The organism is Bacillus cereus group sp. TH152-1LC, assembly GCF_027710505.1.
GTDB classification, from domain to species: Bacteria; Bacillota; Bacilli; order Bacillales; family Bacillaceae_G; genus Bacillus_A; species Bacillus_A mobilis.
The window spans coordinates 479294-496435 of the sequence record NZ_JAQFNK010000001.1 but is presented as its reverse complement, the minus strand read 5'-3'; the positions used below and the strand labels follow the sequence as shown (position 1 = coordinate 496435).

Below are 17142 nucleotides of genomic sequence, written 5' to 3'. Positions count from 1 at the left end.
AACAACATAATTTAATAATAAAACCACTTACATCTATTCATTCTTTGTAGGTGGTTTTTTTATTTTTAATCCATAGAAAAAACCCTTAGAAATTCTAAGAGTTTTCTACATTGCCATTCCGCCATCAACAGATATCGTTTGACCCGTCATATATTGAGCATCCTCACTTACTAAAAAGCGAACTACTTTCGCAATATCTTCTGGTTGTCCAAGTTTATTTAACGGAATTTGTTTTAAAAGACCTTCTCTAACCCCTTCACTTAATTCATCTGTCATATCGGTTTCAATAAACCCTGGCGCAACTGCATTAACTGTGATTCCTTTAGATGCCAATTCCTTCGCCATTGTTTTCGTAATACCAATAACTCCAGCCTTAGCTGCAACATAGTTAACTTGACCCGGATTTCCTAATATTCCTACAACCGAAGAAATATTTACTATTCTACCACTCTTTTGTCTCATCATCGGTCTAGTTGCAGCTTTCATACAATTATAAACACCTTTCAAATTGGTATTGATAACAGCATCCCATTCTTCTTCTTTCATACGCATCATTAAATTATCTCTTGTTATTCCAGCATTATTTACCAAAATATCAACTTTTCCAAAAGCACTAATTGTTTCTTTAAACATTTCTTCTACTTCGCTAACAACAGCAACATTAGCCTTAATGACAAGAGCTTTTCTACCTAATTTTTCTACCTCTTTAGCTACATTTTTAGCAGCTTCTTCGTTTCCAGAATAATTAATCACAACATCTAAACCATTTCTTGCTAATTCCAAAGCAATTGCCTTACCAATTCCTCTAGATGCCCCTGTTACAATCGCTACTTTATGCTCTAATTTCATTTGAGTTCCCCCCTACTTGTTTTAACTTTTCAATTACATTATTCATAGTTTCTATGTCTGATATAGAATAAACATTTACGCTTTTATCAATTTTTTTAATTAATCCACTCAATACTTTTCCCGGACCAATTTCAATAAACGTATCTACACCATTTCGAATCATATATCTAATACTATCTTCCCAAAGAACCGAAGAATACACTTGTTCTACTAAAGCGTTTTTAATTTCTTCAGCAGAAGTAATTTCTTTTGCATTTACATTTGCTACTACTGGGATTACTGTATTCATCATATTGATAGAACTTAAAACTTCTTCCTTCAACTTTTCAGAAGCAGGCTCCATTAATTTAGAATGAAATGGTCCACTTACAACCAATGGAATAACTCTTTTAATTCCACTTTCTTTTAATTTCTCAGTAGCCAACATAACTTTTTCTTTATGACCTGAAATTACGATTTGTCCTGGACAATTTATGTTGGCAATTTGAACTATCTTTTCTTTATCAGATACTTGCTCACAAATCATTTGGATAGTATCTTTATCCCCGCCAAGAACAGCCGCCATTGCCCCTACTCCAGTAGGAACTGCGCTATCCATAAACTCTCCACGTTTTTGTACAGCAATCACTGCATCTGCAAAAGGCATCGCACCCGATACCACTAATGCAGTATATTCTCCTAAACTATGCCCAGCTACATAATCTGGATTAGGTAATTGTTTTTTCGCTAATTCATATAAAGCATAACTTGTAGTTAAAATAGCCGGCTGTGTGTTATAAGTAATTTTTAATTCTTCTTCCGGTCCTTCAAAACATAGTTTTGATAAATCCTTCCCTAACAAAGAATTTGCCGTAGAAAAAATATCTTGCACTTTTGAATTATCATTATAAATATCTTTTCCCATGCCTACATATTGAGAACCTTGTCCTGGGAATACATACGCTAATTTATTCATATCATTACGCTCCCTTTATATTATTTAGTTTTATGATTAGGTACTAATTATTAAAAAAAGCACAAAACCCTCTTTGTATGTTATTAAAAACAATATCCCTTTTAACCATCAATAATTTCTCTATTGCATTCGTAGCGTACAATCTTTTCTAATTTAAACTAAAACATACATTCGCAAAACTTATGTTCGATAATGCTGGAAAAATTATCTCCATACCCCTTATAATAAAGATACACTAACGAAAAGGAGGAACTAGACTTGAATGCTATTATTTATTGTCGAGTAAGCACACAAAAGGAACAACAAGAAACTTCTCTTGTTAGACAAAAAGAAGAATTATTAGCTTTAGCTAATCTACACCAAATGAATGTAATCAAGATTATTCAAGAACAGGAAAGTGGATATGAGATAAATAGAAATGGCGTATTTGAAATACTAGATACTATTAAAAATGAGAAAGTGGATGCGCTTCTTATTCAGGATGAAACTAGAATAGGCAGAGGAAATGCTAAAATTGCTTTATTTCACTGCATTTTAAAGCAGGACGTTAAAATATACACAAATAGCCAACAAGGAGAATTAGAATTATCCGAAGCTGATTCTATGGTATTACAAATTGTTAGCATTGTTGAAGAATATCAAAGAAAGATTCACAATTTAAAGATTCAACGAGGTATGCAAAGAGCCGTTAAAAATGGCTATAAGCCTCATAAAAACATAAAAAACAATCATGAAGGAGGTAGAGAAAAAAAGGAGCTTCCTATGTTAGAAATAGTAAGATTAAGAAATTTAAAACTTACATTTGAAGAAATCGCTGCTACATTACGTGGAACAGGTAATTATGACGTTAGCAAGGCTACCGTACACAGAAGATATTTAGAATATGTGGAAGAGCAAAAGAGAATTGAAGAAGAAGAATTAAAAAAAGGGATATTCTGATTTTTAGAATATCCCTTTTCCTTACTATTTTTCTTCATTTGTACTTAATTTTGAATTTTCATCTAAACAAGCATTATAGAGCATATCAATTTGAGCTTCATTTCTTTTATTTAATTCTTCAATGCTCCAAGAAAATTCGTTATTTTTACCATAAGTTTTATGAAGCAAATTTATTTTTTCTTCACGCGTCATAGCCATTTTTTAGCCCCCTCTTTGACTTAATTTCACTACTTCTTAAGAGAATCCTTCCCAAATAAAACCCATGAATACGGAATGTAATTATAAAAGAATCTCACTACTGCCCAGCTGCCAAATAAAGAAAGTAAAAAGGAAATGACTTGCCAACTATGAAAAACAATTGGAGTACCTGAATCCAATACCCCTCTAGTTATCATTAATACAACGGGATGAATAAGATAGATACCAAATGAAGCAGCACCCATACCCATAAAGAACCTTTTTACTTTTATAGAAAATTTAATTTCTGCATAATGAGCTATGATAAAAATTACGAGCCCTGCAAATAAAGCATGCATAGTCCATCCAAGTTCAAACCATTTATTAGAAAGATAGAATTCTTTTGTTTTTGCTAAATAGATAATACCAACATAAAAACAAAGTGAAAGTCCGTATCCAAAAAAGATACTACATATGCAAGCAATACTTTTCTTTAAGTCTTTCGTCCACTCTAATATCTGTTGATAATAAATTCCAAAGAAAGCTCCAATAAAATAAAACATCATATAGGAAAAACAAATTGAACCTTTCATTTCAACTTGAAAATATTTTGAATTTAAATATACCCATAAAAATTGCAACAATATCCCATGTATAATTGCATACTTCCTAACGAATTTAAATTTTTGAAAGATATACAGCAACACCGGAAATAAAACATAGAATTGCACAGTTATAAATACAAAATACAGATGTGTATGCGCCTTTCCAGTCGCTAAAAGGTATACTATCCTTTTAGATTCACTCTGCCAATCTCCCATTCCATACAAATATCCTTTTATAACCCAATACAATAAAGAAACGATTAAATAAGGCAATAATATGGTTGTAAAACGATTAACATAAAACCTTTTTAATAACTTGGTATTGAGAGTCTTGTCATAGTAGCTATAAAAGAAAATAAAACCACTTAAAAAAATAAACGTTGGAACCCCTAAACTACCCAACACATTAAAAAAATTATAAATAGAAAACATAAAAGATTCGTGCGGGCTCGAACCAAGACCAGTAGACGTACAGTGTACGCATAGAACAGCCAACATAGCAAATGCTCTAGCGTACTGTATTTCGTCTAGAAATTTTTTATTTTGCAATGTATTCACCGTACTTATCCTGAATAGCTTTTGTTACATTTCCTCTTGTACCTTTACCTAGTTTTCTAACAATTGAGCTCCCCTCAACATCTTCTTCGAATTCGATAATAGGAGAAATTTCACTCACAGACGCTGAAGTAAACGCTTCATCTGCTTGTTTAAAGAATTCGACAATAAATGGTGTCTCCACAACTGGGATTTTTAACTCTTTTGCTATTTCAATAATAGTTAGTCTTGTAATACCATTAAGAATAAAATTATTTGCAGGATGTGTATACAATACTCCGTCTTTCACTACGAATACATTCGTTGCACTACCTTCAGTAATATATCCGTTTCTATGAAATACTGCTTCTTTAGCTCCGCGTCTATAAGCCTCATTTTTAGCAATAACGCTTCCTAATAAATTCAAACTCTTAATATCACAACGTGCCCATCTAACTTCTTCAGTCAAAAGCACTTTAATGCCATTTTCCATCACTTTTAATGGTCTCTCTTCCTCTTGTACTACATACATAATGTATTGTGGTTCAGATAATTCCTTATCCACATATACATGGTCACGCTTCCCTACACCTCTAGAGATTTGGGCATATATATAACCTGAATTATAACCACTTTTCTTGATTAAAAAGTCTATTTCTGACTTCAATAATTCCATATCAAATTCAAAATCAATATCTAATTCCTGTACACTTCTTTTAAATCTTTCTAAATGTTCTTCTAAACGAAATAATACTCCGTCATAAAAACGTATTACTTCGTATACTCCATCTCCAAATGAATAACCTCTGTCTAGAATAGAGACCTTGGCATCCTTTAAATCTACAAGTTTATGATTGATAAATATTTTTTCCATAAGTTAGCCTATTCAGGCTCCCTCCCTTAATTTTATTAATATTTTATTTTTAAATAAAATATTAAATTCCTATTGTATTCCCTTTTTTTATGCTCATTTTTAGGAATATTAAAAATTATCAATCATATTATCGACTTCATTTAAATGTTTTTCAAAAAGTTTTAACAATAGATAAAATTTCATGATAATATGTGCAAAAAACGTGAATAGCTAGAGAGCTATTTTACAAAGGGGATAATTAATATGTTAGTAGATGAGGCTTTAGTTATTATTGACCATTACGAGTTTGAAACGAGAGATACTTGGAGAGGTGCTCAAGCAGGAAAAATGCGTGGTTTTAAACAATATTCAGATGAGCAACTAATCGCAATAGCTCGTGATAAGATTAATATAATGGGCGCAGAATGGCATCAGTATGTTTTGGATTATGAAGAAAGAACCCGATTAAAAGCAAGACTAAATTCATACGATGTTGAGTGGGTTAACAGCCCCTACTATAAGCATAATCCACAGAAACAACTTCCAGAGGATTATGAAGAAAGAGTACAACATCTTCAAAATAGAATTGCTATTCTGGATGCTCGTTTAGAAAAACGAAAACAATCTATTGGACGTGTTTCTCGACGTAAAACTACAACACAAAGAAAATATGCATAAAAATAGAGTCTTAACTAAGACTCTTCTTTTTTATTTTATTTTACTTATTAAAAGCTCTTGTTCCTTACGAAAAAAAGCAAAATAATTTCACTTTTTCTTTTATTTGTTTTATAACTTTAAAACCATTGTACAAAGGGGGAATATATAAAATGAAATGGAAAGAATTATCTCCAAAATTATTAGGAGCACTCATAAAAAAGGATATTCAAGCAGAAGACGGCTCGATACTAATCAAAAAAAATTCAATTCTATCAACAAACATAATTTCTTATCTCCTTAAAAATAATATAAAAAAAGTACCTGTTTCTTTTTTAAAATTGGACAATGAGCTCCTATTACAAATGGAGGGATTTATCGTTAAAAGCAAACAACCCCTTTTTTGGGAAGAATATATAAATACCATTGAAGAAACAAAAGTGTTTTTTACACTTCTTGAAGAAGGCGCAATCGAAAATCCTGAACCACTATTATTAAAAATTCATAATTTAATTGCACTATTGGAAGATGAAAAAGAATTTTTTGAATTTGCTTACTCCGTTGAAGGATGTTCAGATTCTTTGTATCGTCATTCTGTTAATGTCTCCATTGTATCTTTCTTACTTGGAAATCTACATACACTTATCGAAAGCAATACCTTATTAAGTCAGATGGGCTATATTCATGACATTGGCAAAGTCAAATTAGATAAAAATATATTAAATAAACCGGATTCTTTAACAACAGAAGAAAAATTTCACATACAAGCCCATACTTTATTAGGAGAACGTTTACTAAAATCCATAGGTGTTTATAAAAAAGAGTTGCTTGATTCTGCGCTTCTTCATCATGAATCCCTACACGGAGACGGATATCCAAATAAAATTCCCAAAGAATCTATTCCTATCAATGTTCAAGTTATTTCAACAGCAGATGTTTTTGACACTTTATGTTCGGATAGGGTTTATAAAAAAAGAGACAGCATGTTCGAGTCCCTAAATAAACTTTATTTCGATTCAATTGATGGGATTTTAAATCCAATCATTGTTTTCCCGTGGATTGAGTATATGTATGAAATGTATTTAAATGAATATGTTATCTTATCAGATGGTTCAATAGGCAAGATTTATTATTTGAATCCAAAAGACATCATTCGTCCTATTATTGAATTAGAAAACGATACATTCTTAGATTTGTCTCAACAAAGAGATTTATATGTTGTTGATTATTACAAAAATTAAAAAACGAGGAAAAATGCCTTTTCTCCTCGTTTTTTATTATAATTGATGCTCGTAATATACTTCCCAATCTCCTGCGTCATTTTGCTTATAAACTACAAAACAATCTACAACTCTTCTTTCCCTTATCTCTCCTTGATAAATATAGGAAATTTCTCTTACCATAAATCCATAAGAGTAACCAATTTTAGTATCTATTTTTTCTGGATAAAATCCTAGATTTTTTTCTTTATAATCACCACTTTTAATAATTTTCCCTATATATACTCCGTAATATTCTCTCCACCCTTTATACATATTCATTAAAAACGTATTATAATCTCTTTTTTGATAGGCTTCATACATTTTTGAATTTAATTCTTTAATTTTTTCTAATTCTTTCTTTTGTTCTTCTGTGAAATCCGTTTTTTCTTGATAATAAACTGCTCTTTCTGATGGTGTTTTTTCATAAAAACCCGGTATTTCATCCACTTGTGTTTTTTGATTTTCCCATTCCGGCGGCAATTGCACTTTAAAATCGATTGGCTTTGAACTCAATAAATACGTATAATCTTTCTGTTTTATTTCTGCTTTTTCTCTATTACCATCCATAAATAATTTATTTTCATCTTCCTTACTAGCAAATCCAACCAAGCTTTTTTCTTCTTCGTCATTTTTATCTTCACCTTTCGGCTCACTTGGTTTTTCGGTATGATTTGTAGGCTCTTTTGAAATTACGTTTGTGCTTCCTTCATGAGGTTCTTCAACCGGTGGTTTTTTAAAAAATAAAAATAGCATTAATATTAATCCTATAAATAAAATAAAACCAAAGAAAATTAAAACTTTTTTTCTTTTTTTATCCATTCCAAAGCTCCTTTTTAACAAAACTAATATATTTTTCGAATCTCTACTCCGTAATAACCATCAGCATTCACTAGATTTCCTTCAGCAATTAATACTCCATTAGCAAATAGCTTTAATGGTTCATGTACTTCTTCTTTAAGTTCAATAACATGATTTTGTTCCATTGACAAGAAGTCTTTAAGTGTTTTTCTTGTAGTTCCGTATACCAGCTCCATTTTTACTGTCACATCTTTCAATAATGGATTAACATAATTTTTACTACCACCAGAATTATCATCTTTTTCTATCTTTAATTCTTGAACTTCTTTTTTCGGTTCTCTTAAGTCTAGAAGATACTTAGCCATTTCTTTTGCATTTTCAACAGATATAACTTGATATATTTTCGATGGTTCATTAGAACCTATTTCTAAATCCAATGAAATACAAACAACTTTTTGATTGTTACCTTTTATACGAGAAATTTCCGAATTAAAATTATCTATTTTTATTTCAGGAGGTGAAATATCTACAGTTTTTTGTAAAACTTTAAACATTGCTGTAGCTGATTTACCCATTATTTGATTTACTGCTTCTTTAAGAGCACTTAATGTCATTTCATCCATTTCTCTTGTTTCATCTATCTGACTTGTTATAGACATCATACTATCTGAAATGCGAAAAGCATCACTTTTCTTAAAGATTAATGAATTTTCCATTTCTAATCCTTTGGTGTAATCTACGTTCAAAATTACATGCGGTATATTTGCACCTTCTACATCGTTTTCTTCTATCAGTTCAACAACTGGATTTTTTATAAGTGCAGTTTGACCCAAAAGAGCTGTTAATGTAGCAGACGCTGCACTGTATGATGTATTCATTATTTCTACAATTACTTCTTTTTCTTCTTCGGAAAAATTTAAATTATTTCTTTTATTCTTTTCTTCGTCAATTAAATCAATTTGACTTTTTTCCATAGCAGTTTTCTTAGAATTTATAAAAGAATTATTATTTTGTGGCATTGCATCAGAAGCAGCAAGCAAGAGTTTATCTATTTCCTCTTGCGAAAATTCTTTTTTATCTGTTTCTTCACTTACAGTTTCTTGTAACATTCTATCTATTTCTTCTTGATTTATTTCACTTTGATTATTTTGAGTTAATGGTTCTTGAGATGAAGTTTTATTTTCAACCGATTCACGTTTTAACAGTTCAACTGCATCTTCGTGAGATACTTCATTATTTCCCTTTGTATTTTCATCAGTTGTTGAGTTTACAAGTTTATTTATTTCTTCTTGGGACATTCCGCCACTTGGATTTTCATCTTTTGTTCCTTCTTCATTGTCATTGGAGTTTTCTTGCAATACTTTATCGATGTCTTCTTGAGACATTTCTCCACCTGTATTTCCATTATTATCTTCATCTGAAGTTCCATTTAGGATTTTATCAATCTCTTCTTGAGACATTCCGCCATCCGACATGACCATTCCTCCCTTTCTTACATTTTATTATTCTATATATTATTCACGTTTTTTTTAATTTCACTTTCATAAAAACCTAACTTTTTACGGTTTTACAGAATAAACCAAAGAAAACTTTCACATTCATAAGTGCAGTTCATCAATGAACGTTGTAAAAAAACATGAAATACATTGTGATTACAACATACTTTTTCAAAAAATCATAATAATTCTAAAAAAGTATTTACATCGTTCGATTATTTGTATATACTATGTATATACAAAGTATATTAACAATATAAATTCATTATATACATTAAAAAACAAGGTCTCGCCCGACCTTGAAAGCCCCAAAAAAACCGCCCACTCAATCAAATAACTTTAAATTGAAAGGTGGGAAGGTGTTTCTTCGCCCAAGAAACACAAATCAATATGTTAAAAACTATTTCTAAGCAAGCAAAAACTATTAAACGCAAAAAAATTATTTTTACAAGTCACGAATCACAAACAAAGAAACAAATACCTGTAATTCAAATGAACACAAAGAAATCTTTGATGAAAAATCTGCTCATCTCTAAATTAATTTTAGAATCAGTATCTACTGAAAATAATGAGAAAATCTTCACATTCAAAGCAGATTTATTTGACACTTTATTTCACATCAAGGAAAATCTTCAAACAAAAACAAAAGTCTTGTATCAAGACTCCTTTATTCTTGATAACAACACTCTTATCTGCAACAATTTATTACAAAAGTTTGCAGCATAAAAAACCAAGCACATAGCGTGCTTGGTTTTTTATTGTGGCGTTACTTCTAACGTCAATGCTGCATCTTTTAATACAACTTTTGCTTGAAGAGGTAATTCGACTTTAGAAGTCACATTACCTGATGCATCTTTATCTTTCAATACCAAAGTAAATAACACAGTTTGACCTAATGTAAATTGTTCATAATCAGCAGTTGGATTTAATAATACTGTTGGATAGTTTACATTTGGCGTAGCTGAATTTTTATCATGGTCTACAGCTTCCGTTCCAAATGTAAGTTTCATATTTTTAAATTTCACTCTTTCTGTACGATATTTATAAACAATTTCTGCATATAAGTCTCCGCCACCTGTAATTTTAGCAACTTTTTTCTCATCTTTTACAAAATCAGCAGTTGCATCCGGTGTTAACAATGAAAACCCTGGATAATTAGCAGACAATCGATATGCACCAGCTGAATTTCCTTCGGCTTTTAAAATTGGCTTAATTTCATAAACATTCTCGTTTTTCAAACGTTGTTGATACTCATCTTCATAAGCTTTTTCTCCAGGTTTACCTTTTTCAAGTGGTTTTTGCACAGCAACATAAAAACCAGTTGCTAAATTCTTGAATTCGTACGTTCCGTCCACCCTTACTTCAGCACCATCAATTAGTTTTGTAGTAGTTTTAGTTGTCGGATTATAACTATATAAATCTAACGAATCCTCAAATTTCAATCCTTTTACCGTTAATGAGCTTTCACCTGCTTCAACAACCAGAGAATCTCCAAATTTGTAAGTGACGTTCTTAATAGATACATCATTATTCAAACCTTCAATTAATACTATTGTATCTCCGTAAACAACTTCACTGTCGTTCATTTCAGTAAAGAATTCCACGCTATTTTCACCAATAATTGCCTGTGCTTTTGTTTCAAATGCTGATTTAATATCTGCCAAAGTATGTGTATCATTAACTGTTACTGTTCTTGTTGTAGTATCAACTTGTACATCTGTAGCATCTTTATCAAATTTAACATCATATATAGTAGACTTTGTGAACTTATTATCTACTTTAGTATGATTAACATGCACTACTAAATTTTGCACATTACTAACTTTTTCTGGACTTCCTAGTTTATCAGTTAGAGATTTTTTAGAAACAAAATGAATACCCTCTTTAGCGATAGCGTGGCGTTCAGACAGGATGCCTCTTATTTCACCAACTGTTGCCCCAGATTTTTTAATATGAATAATCTCTTTGTCAGTTTCAAGCTTTGCTATTGCCTCTTTCACAATTACAGTTCTTGATACTTCAACAGCTTTATTCCCCGCTTTATCTTTAGCATTATATTTTACTACGTATTTTCCTGGTTTATTTGAATTAACAGCATCCCCGCTCTTAACTACAGAAGAACTAATATTTCCATCGACGTTATCAATTACTGTGACACCTGCATCTTTATAAGTATCACCTTCATAAATAACAACATCTTTTGACCCCTTCAGAGTAATTACTGGAGCTGTTTTATCGATAATAGGTGTCTTTTCTCCACCTGGATTTTTCATTAGGCGATAAGAAAACATAGCGGATTGCAGTCTGTCTCCTTTTTCACCAGCCCCAATACGATTTTCTGTAAGACCTGATGTAATTCCATATTTTAAAGATTTCACAACAGGAGCTTTAGACCACGAAGGTAATTTTGAAGCATCCACGAATTTTTTTAGACTTTCATTTACTTCCTTATCTGTAATAGTAGCCTTTACGTTATTAAGTTCATAAGCACGTACGAGAATCGTTAACATTTCCTCTCTCGTAATAGGAGCATTGGGAGCCATTATAATTTCTCCATTTCCTTTCGTTCCTTTACCAGATATAAGACCTATATTATACGCTTTGTTTAGTACATCATAGTGCCAACTTGTGCCTTTTTTAGAATCCGCAAAATTCACATTACGGTTTGTTTCACTTTTATTATCATAATTCACAACGCTCAATAACATTGCAGCAAATTCTGCACGAGTCACTTTTTTGTCTGGTCTGAATGTATTATCATCAAATCCATTAATCTTCCCTTTTTCAAATAACTCCTTTACAACACGTTTAGCTTCTTCATTTTTAATTTTGTTAAGGTCACTAGGAACCTTTTCTGCTGCGAATGCATTCATTGGAACACTAGAAACAACAACTCCTGCCAACATACTTGTTATAAGAGCTTTACTTATTTTTTTATCCACATCTACACCTCCATAAAATTTAACCGCCAACTCAATTGGATGCAAATTCCTTTTTTTGGCTAATTCAAAATAGCAACTTTTTACGAAATGTCAACTTTTTTGGTTTTTCATTTGCTATATTTAAAGCAGCCAATTTCACTATTAAATAAAATTTCTAATCAAATTCAGAAAGGAGGATATTTACTATGAAGGTATATGCTTTACAAGCAACTGAACATGATGTATTACAGGCTTTTCTCGAAGAAAAACTTGAATCTACTATCGATTTTTCTTTTGATGAAAACGTAGATAACCATCTCATTTATGTTGTAAATGGTAGAATAGCAGCATTTACATCAGTCTCATACGAAAATGAAATAGACAACCTATTTTATTACAAGATAGACATCAAACACATAACTGAACCAGAAGAAAGAATTTCTGCCCCCTTCATATTTCCTAAATCTGAAGATGAGTGTTTAAACGTGGACAATAATGAACTCAAACAAATTCTTAATTTAATTCACAATAGCACATATAGTTTTACATATTACTTAAATAATGCAGAAGATTTATTCATAAGAGAAAAAAACAAAATAAAAAGGCAAAAAAAGAAATCAATTCAAAATGGTTCTGAGAATCCACCAATAGAAAATACGAAACAAAGTAATATTTCAGAACCGCACCTAAATGCTCAGTACATTTTAAAAGAGTTAGCAAATATTCTTGAAATTGATGTTTTTATTGCAAGAAATGACCAAAATAAAGTTTTTAATGAAGAGTTTTTAGGTGATGGAACTTTGGACGTTCTTCCTTATGAAAATATCCCAAAAGAATCTAAAAACATAATCTCTTTAATAGATGTAATTTGGTTCAAAAACAGTGTACCTTACGCTGCTTTCGAAATAGAGACAACGACTTCTATATCCAGTGGACTTTTACGATTTTCCGACCTTATATATACTTTAAATATTCCTATTGAGCTTTACATAGTAACTACAAGAAATCGCGAGAAGAAATTAAAGAAAGAGTTAAATAGACCTATTTTTAAAAACACTAGCATTTCTCAACGTTGCAAAGTTATTTACCTTGATGATTTAAAAGCACTATACAAACTAGCAAAACCTTTGAACGGATACATAAAAAATAACATTTTGGACCGTATCGCGTATGACTTTTCTTATTTTGAAGAAGGACCAGGAAATTAAAAAAACCGTAGCTCTGCTACGGTTTTACTGATTATAATGTGAAACAAAATCATCTAGCATTTTAAAATATGCATTTTTTATTTTTCTTAACCAATCTGTCTTCTTTTTTAAAACTTTTGGATAATCGATATTCTCCAGCAACCTAGCAATTTCTTTCTCCTGTTGAGTATTTTTGTTCATTTTATTATATGTTTCTTTCCCTATTCCATTTTCCATAAATGATTTCATAAACGTATTATCTTCTCTGATTTCAACAACAAAATCTCCTGATTTCGTATCAAAATATGAGCCATTCTGGAAAAGCGGAACTACACAATCAAACTGTGTCTTTTCTCTTTTTTCTTCTACTCCAGGACAATAATATACAATTTGATGCGATACAAATATTCTTTCGTTTGTACTTACTAAAAAGTGATGCTTAATTGCATGTACACTTTCAAAACCTTCTTCTTTTTCTTCTTCTATAGATATCCCCATAAGAACAATATGACTAATTATTTCTTCGCTTTCTGAAAATAACATTGTTAATCGTTGTTCTTCAAACTTATCTTTAATAAAACAAGAAATACTATCAAAAATTCTTCGATACTCATCACTAAACATCGCTAAAGGTAACAAATGTTTTTCTTTAAAGTTATCCTTTATCCATTTATTAGCGCTGTCAATATCTACGAATTTAGCTATAACTTTTTTGTCATGTTCTTCGGCTATATTAGCAACCTCTACTTTAAATTTATTTTCGCTTTCGTCATCATTCTTTTCTAGAATTAAATATTGATTTTTGTTTAGTTTCATATTTCATTCTCCTTATTTTCTTATATTATATCTCTTATTAAAAAAAAGAGATAATAAAAAACCCAACCAATGTCGGTTGGGTTTCGCATTACATCATTTTCATAATTAATATAACAGATACAATTGAAAACAGCACTTGAGTTATAACAAACAAACTGAATACTTGTTTTTCTGAAAGACCCACTAATTCAAAATGATGATGAATTGGGCTCATCTTAAAAATTCTTTTTCCTGTAAGTTTAAAACTAGTCACTTGCATAATAACAGATAAAGTTTCAATTACATATATCATCCCAATGAACAATAATAAAACTTCTACTTTTAAAATAATAGCCATACCTGCCATTACAGCACCTAAAGCAAGCGAACCTGTATCACCCATAAATACTTTAGCTGGATTAAAATTAAACATTAAAAATACTAATAAAGTTACAATAAATAAAATTGCAAAAGCAAACACTGTTTGATTACCTTGTAAATGAGCAATAAAGGCAAATGCTGAAAAAGAAACAATAGCATTTCCAGCTAATAATCCATCTAATCCATCTGTTAAATTGGTTGCATTACTTGCACCCACAATTAAAAACATTACAAAGACTGTATATAAAATACTACCTAAATCTATAGTTTGGTTCACAATAGGTACAAATACATTAGTATCTACATTACCTACTTGAAGAATTAAATAAAAAATTGCTGCTCCAGAAAATTGTAATACAATCTTTTGTTTTGATGTTAATCCTTCATTTTGTTTTTTTGTAATTTTAGCAAAGTCATCTACTCCGCCAATAAATCCAAAAATTAAAATTAAGATAAGCAAAGATAAATTTTGAATTTTTGTATAATCTACAAAGAAACATGACAATATCACAACCGGCAGCAAGAAAATCAAAGCACCCATAGTAGGAGTTCCTGATTTTTTCAAATGAGCTTTCGGACCATCTTCCCTTATAAACTGTCCGAACTGTTTATTTTTTAACCATTTCAAATAAAACGGAGCAAGTAAAAACGACATTAATAACGCACTTAAAATCATAATAATAATATTTAAATCCACAATTTCCACCGACCAATACAATTTAAAAACTGAGAGACTCGAAAAAGTCTCTCAACAAACTTAAAAACTTTTACCTCGAATATTTACAATGAGTTATTTACATTTTTTTGAAAGGAATCTATAATTAACACTACAGATTCCTTCTTTTTAAACATCCTCATTAATCTTATTCATACTTTCCAGATTACCATTTCTTTTAAATCTCTAAATATGAGATTCTATTATTCTACAGTAACTGATTTTGCAAGATTTCGTGGTTTATCCACATCACACCCACGATGTAAAGCTGCATAATAAGAAATTAATTGGAACGGAATAACTGACACTAACGGTGTTAAAGAAGAATGTACCTCAGCTATTACAAATGCATCTTCTTCTGTTTCTAATCCGTTCATAGAAATAATACATGGTTTAGCACCGCGAGCCACTACCTCTTTTACATTCCCGCGAATACTTAAGTTCACATGTTCCTGTGTTGCTAAAGCAATCACTGGTGTATCTTTCTCAATAAGAGCAATTGTTCCATGTTTTAATTCTCCGCCTGCAAATCCTTCAGCTTGAATATATGAAATCTCCTTCAATTTCAGTGAACCTTCTAGACCTACATAATAATCTAGCGCTCTTCCGATAAAGAAGCAGTTACGTGTTGTAGAAAGAAATTCACTTGCGATTTGTTCCATTTTTTCTTTTTGAGTACATAGATTTTCCATAACATTTGCGACAATAGCCAATTCTTTTGTCAACTCAAAATTCAAATGAATACCTTTAGATGTCGCTGCCACATTTGCTAAAATCGCTAAAACAGCAATTTGTGCTGTGTATGCTTTTGTTGACGCCACGGCGATTTCTGGTCCTGCATGAAGTAATAACGTATAATCAGCCTCACGAGAAAGCGTTGAACCCGGCGCATTTGTAATTGTTAAAGCTTTATATCCCATTTCTTTCACTTGAACTAATACTGCACGACTATCAGCTGTTTCTCCACTTTGAGAAATAAATATAAATAATGGATTTTTAGAAAGTAAAGGCATATTATAAGAAAATTCACTAGCTATATGAACTTCCACAGGTATTTTAGCCCATTTCTCCAAAAATTCTTTTCCAATTAAACCTGCATGGTAACTCGTTCCACAAGCCACAATGTAAATTCTATCTGCTTCATTAACAGCATCAATAATTTCTTTATCAACAGTTAATTTTCCAGAATCATTTTGGTATTCTTGAATAATCTTTCTCATTACTAATGGTTGTTCATCAATTTCTTTTAACATGTAATGAGGATATGTACCTTTTTCAATATCGCTTGCATCTAATTTGGCAATGTATGAATCTCTTGAAATCACTTCGCCATTAATATTTTTGATAATAACAGAATCTCTTGTTACAAGTACCGTTTCTTTATCCATTAATTCAACGTATTCATTCGTTACTTGAATCATTGCCATTGCGTCAGAAGCAACAACATTGAATTCTTCCCCTAAACCAACTAACAGAGGACTTTTATTTTTTGCTACATAGATTACGTCTTTATTCTGTTTGTCCAATAAGGCAATTGCGTAAGAGCCATGTAGAACTTTTAATGTTTTACGGAATGCCTCTTCAACTTCTAAACCTTGATTTACAAATTTCTCAATTACCTGCACAATAACTTCTGTATCCGTATCACTTTTCAATAAAACATCTTTTAAATATTCTTTTTTCAGGATTTCGTAGTTTTCTATTACCCCGTTATGAACAAGAGTAAAACGCGCAGATTCACTTTGATGTGGATGTGCATTAACCTTACTTGGTACTCCATGAGTTGCCCATCTTGTATGACCAATTCCAGCAGCAGCATGAATATCTTCATTTACTACTTCACGCAAATTCAGAATTCTACCTTTTTCTTTAAATACATGTACGCCTTCATCGTTCATTACAGCTATCCCTGCTGAATCGTATCCACGATACTCTAATTTCTCTAAACCTTTTAATAAAATTTCTTTTGAGTCTTCCTTACCGATATATCCTACAATTCCACACATAATTCAATCTCTCCT

General features: G+C 31.0%; 16 protein-coding genes. 5 read left to right on the top strand and 11 right to left on the bottom strand.

Annotated features, from left to right (window positions below; genetic code table 11):
• Window positions 1–105: 105 nt before the first annotated feature.
• Complete coding sequence (fabG, locus tag PDL00_RS02450; RefSeq protein WP_270726046.1) at window positions 106–849, bottom strand: 3-oxoacyl-[acyl-carrier-protein] reductase; 744 nt, start codon at window positions 847–849, stop codon at window positions 106–108.
• The gene (fabD, locus tag PDL00_RS02445; protein ID WP_270726043.1) at window positions 833–1804 is read right to left on the bottom strand and encodes an ACP S-malonyltransferase; all 972 of its coding nucleotides are present in this window, start codon (window positions 1802–1804) and stop codon (window positions 833–835) included. Before fabD ends, fabG begins: the two co-directional genes overlap by 17 nt.
• Window positions 1805–2062: 258 nt before the next feature.
• Here fabD and PDL00_RS02440 point away from each other — a divergent pair, with 258 nt between their 5' ends.
• Complete coding sequence (locus PDL00_RS02440) at window positions 2063–2743, top strand: YneB family resolvase-like protein (RefSeq protein ID WP_270726040.1); 681 nt, start codon at window positions 2063–2065, stop codon at window positions 2741–2743.
• Window positions 2744–2767: 24 nt separating this feature from the next.
• Here the strand turns inward: PDL00_RS02440 and PDL00_RS02435 are convergent, their stop codons facing one another.
• The 3 genes from PDL00_RS02435 to dat are packed head-to-tail and all read right to left on the bottom strand — an operon-like array spanning window position 2768 to window position 4933.
• On the bottom strand, window positions 2768–2941 hold the full coding sequence (locus tag PDL00_RS02435; protein ID WP_270726036.1) for a hypothetical protein: 174 nt from the start codon (window positions 2939–2941) through the stop codon (window positions 2768–2770).
• Window positions 2942–2970: 29 nt separating this feature from the next.
• The gene (locus PDL00_RS02430) at window positions 2971–4083 is read right to left on the bottom strand and encodes an acyltransferase (protein ID WP_270726033.1); all 1113 of its coding nucleotides are present in this window, start codon (window positions 4081–4083) and stop codon (window positions 2971–2973) included.
• Window positions 4064–4933: a D-amino-acid transaminase gene (gene dat / locus PDL00_RS02425; RefSeq protein ID WP_270726030.1), complete on the bottom strand. Its 870-nt coding sequence runs from the start codon at window positions 4931–4933 to the stop codon at window positions 4064–4066. Before dat ends, PDL00_RS02430 begins: the two co-directional genes overlap by 20 nt.
• Window positions 4934–5176: 243 nt before the next feature.
• Between dat and PDL00_RS02420 the strand changes: the two genes are divergently transcribed.
• Complete coding sequence (locus PDL00_RS02420; protein ID WP_270726027.1) at window positions 5177–5590, top strand: hypothetical protein; 414 nt, start codon at window positions 5177–5179, stop codon at window positions 5588–5590.
• 149 nt (window positions 5591–5739) lie between these two features.
• Entirely contained in the window at window positions 5740–6807 is a 1068-nt protein-coding gene (locus PDL00_RS02415) for an HD-GYP domain-containing protein (RefSeq protein ID WP_270726024.1), read from the top strand.
• Between the two features lie 36 nt (window positions 6808–6843).
• On the opposite strand, the gene PDL00_RS02410 is transcribed toward PDL00_RS02415, so the two are convergent.
• Window positions 6844–7647, bottom strand: coding sequence for a hypothetical protein (locus tag PDL00_RS02410; RefSeq protein WP_270726021.1), 804 nt, complete (start codon window positions 7645–7647; stop codon window positions 6844–6846).
• Window positions 7648–7670: 23 nt separating this feature from the next.
• The gene (locus tag PDL00_RS02405; RefSeq protein WP_270726016.1) at window positions 7671–9101 is read right to left on the bottom strand and encodes a FliM/FliN family flagellar motor switch protein; all 1431 of its coding nucleotides are present in this window, start codon (window positions 9099–9101) and stop codon (window positions 7671–7673) included.
• A 411-nt stretch (window positions 9102–9512) separates the two neighbouring features.
• Here PDL00_RS02405 and PDL00_RS02400 point away from each other — a divergent pair, with 411 nt between their 5' ends.
• A complete protein-coding gene (locus PDL00_RS02400) occupies window positions 9513–9848 on the top strand; it encodes a hypothetical protein (protein WP_098517863.1) in 336 nt (111 codons plus the stop codon).
• A 29-nt stretch (window positions 9849–9877) separates the two neighbouring features.
• Here the strand turns inward: PDL00_RS02400 and PDL00_RS02395 are convergent, their stop codons facing one another.
• Window positions 9878–12064 carry an immunoglobulin-like domain-containing protein gene (locus PDL00_RS02395; RefSeq protein WP_270726013.1) on the bottom strand — a complete coding sequence of 729 codons (2187 nt, stop codon included), beginning with the start codon at window positions 12062–12064 and terminating at the stop codon, window positions 9878–9880.
• Between the two features lie 185 nt (window positions 12065–12249).
• Between PDL00_RS02395 and PDL00_RS02390 the strand changes: the two genes are divergently transcribed.
• The gene (locus tag PDL00_RS02390) at window positions 12250–13251 is read left to right on the top strand and encodes a hypothetical protein (protein ID WP_270726010.1); all 1002 of its coding nucleotides are present in this window, start codon (window positions 12250–12252) and stop codon (window positions 13249–13251) included.
• A gap of 24 nt (window positions 13252–13275) precedes the next feature.
• On the opposite strand, the gene PDL00_RS02385 is transcribed toward PDL00_RS02390, so the two are convergent.
• From PDL00_RS02385 to glmS, 3 genes are all read right to left on the bottom strand, one after another.
• Complete coding sequence (locus tag PDL00_RS02385; protein WP_270726008.1) at window positions 13276–14046, bottom strand: hypothetical protein; 771 nt, start codon at window positions 14044–14046, stop codon at window positions 13276–13278.
• A gap of 88 nt (window positions 14047–14134) precedes the next feature.
• Window positions 14135–15103 carry a phospho-N-acetylmuramoyl-pentapeptide-transferase gene (gene mraY / locus PDL00_RS02380; RefSeq protein ID WP_270726007.1) on the bottom strand — a complete coding sequence of 323 codons (969 nt, stop codon included), beginning with the start codon at window positions 15101–15103 and terminating at the stop codon, window positions 14135–14137.
• A 221-nt stretch (window positions 15104–15324) separates the two neighbouring features.
• A complete protein-coding gene (gene glmS, locus PDL00_RS02375; protein WP_270726004.1) occupies window positions 15325–17127 on the bottom strand; it encodes a glutamine--fructose-6-phosphate transaminase (isomerizing) in 1803 nt (600 codons plus the stop codon).
• Window positions 17128–17142 lie beyond the last annotated feature (15 nt).

Bases quoted from the DNA above. Each gene is read 5' to 3' on its own strand.
- fabG (WP_270726046.1), bottom strand. From the start codon at position 849: ATGAAATTAGAGCATAAAGTAGCGATTGTAACAGGGGCATCTAGAGGA.
- fabD (WP_270726043.1), bottom strand. From the start codon at position 1,804: ATGAATAAATTAGCGTATGTATTCCCAGGACAAGGTTCTCAATATGTA.
- PDL00_RS02435 (WP_270726036.1), bottom strand. From the start codon at position 2,941: ATGGCTATGACGCGTGAAGAAAAAATAAATTTGCTTCATAAAACTTAT.
- dat (WP_270726030.1), bottom strand. From the start codon at position 4,933: ATGGAAAAAATATTTATCAATCATAAACTTGTAGATTTAAAGGATGCC.
- PDL00_RS02420 (WP_270726027.1), top strand. From the start codon at position 5,177: ATGTTAGTAGATGAGGCTTTAGTTATTATTGACCATTACGAGTTTGAA.
- PDL00_RS02415 (WP_270726024.1), top strand. From the start codon at position 5,740: ATGAAATGGAAAGAATTATCTCCAAAATTATTAGGAGCACTCATAAAA.
- PDL00_RS02410 (WP_270726021.1), bottom strand. From the start codon at position 7,647: ATGGATAAAAAAAGAAAAAAAGTTTTAATTTTCTTTGGTTTTATTTTA.
- PDL00_RS02405 (WP_270726016.1), bottom strand. From the start codon at position 9,101: ATGTCGGATGGCGGAATGTCTCAAGAAGAGATTGATAAAATCCTAAAT.
- PDL00_RS02400 (WP_098517863.1), top strand. From the start codon at position 9,513: ATGTTAAAAACTATTTCTAAGCAAGCAAAAACTATTAAACGCAAAAAA.
- PDL00_RS02390 (WP_270726010.1), top strand. From the start codon at position 12,250: ATGAAGGTATATGCTTTACAAGCAACTGAACATGATGTATTACAGGCT.
- PDL00_RS02385 (WP_270726008.1), bottom strand. From the start codon at position 14,046: ATGAAACTAAACAAAAATCAATATTTAATTCTAGAAAAGAATGATGAC.
- glmS (WP_270726004.1), bottom strand. From the start codon at position 17,127: ATGTGTGGAATTGTAGGATATATCGGTAAGGAAGACTCAAAAGAAATT.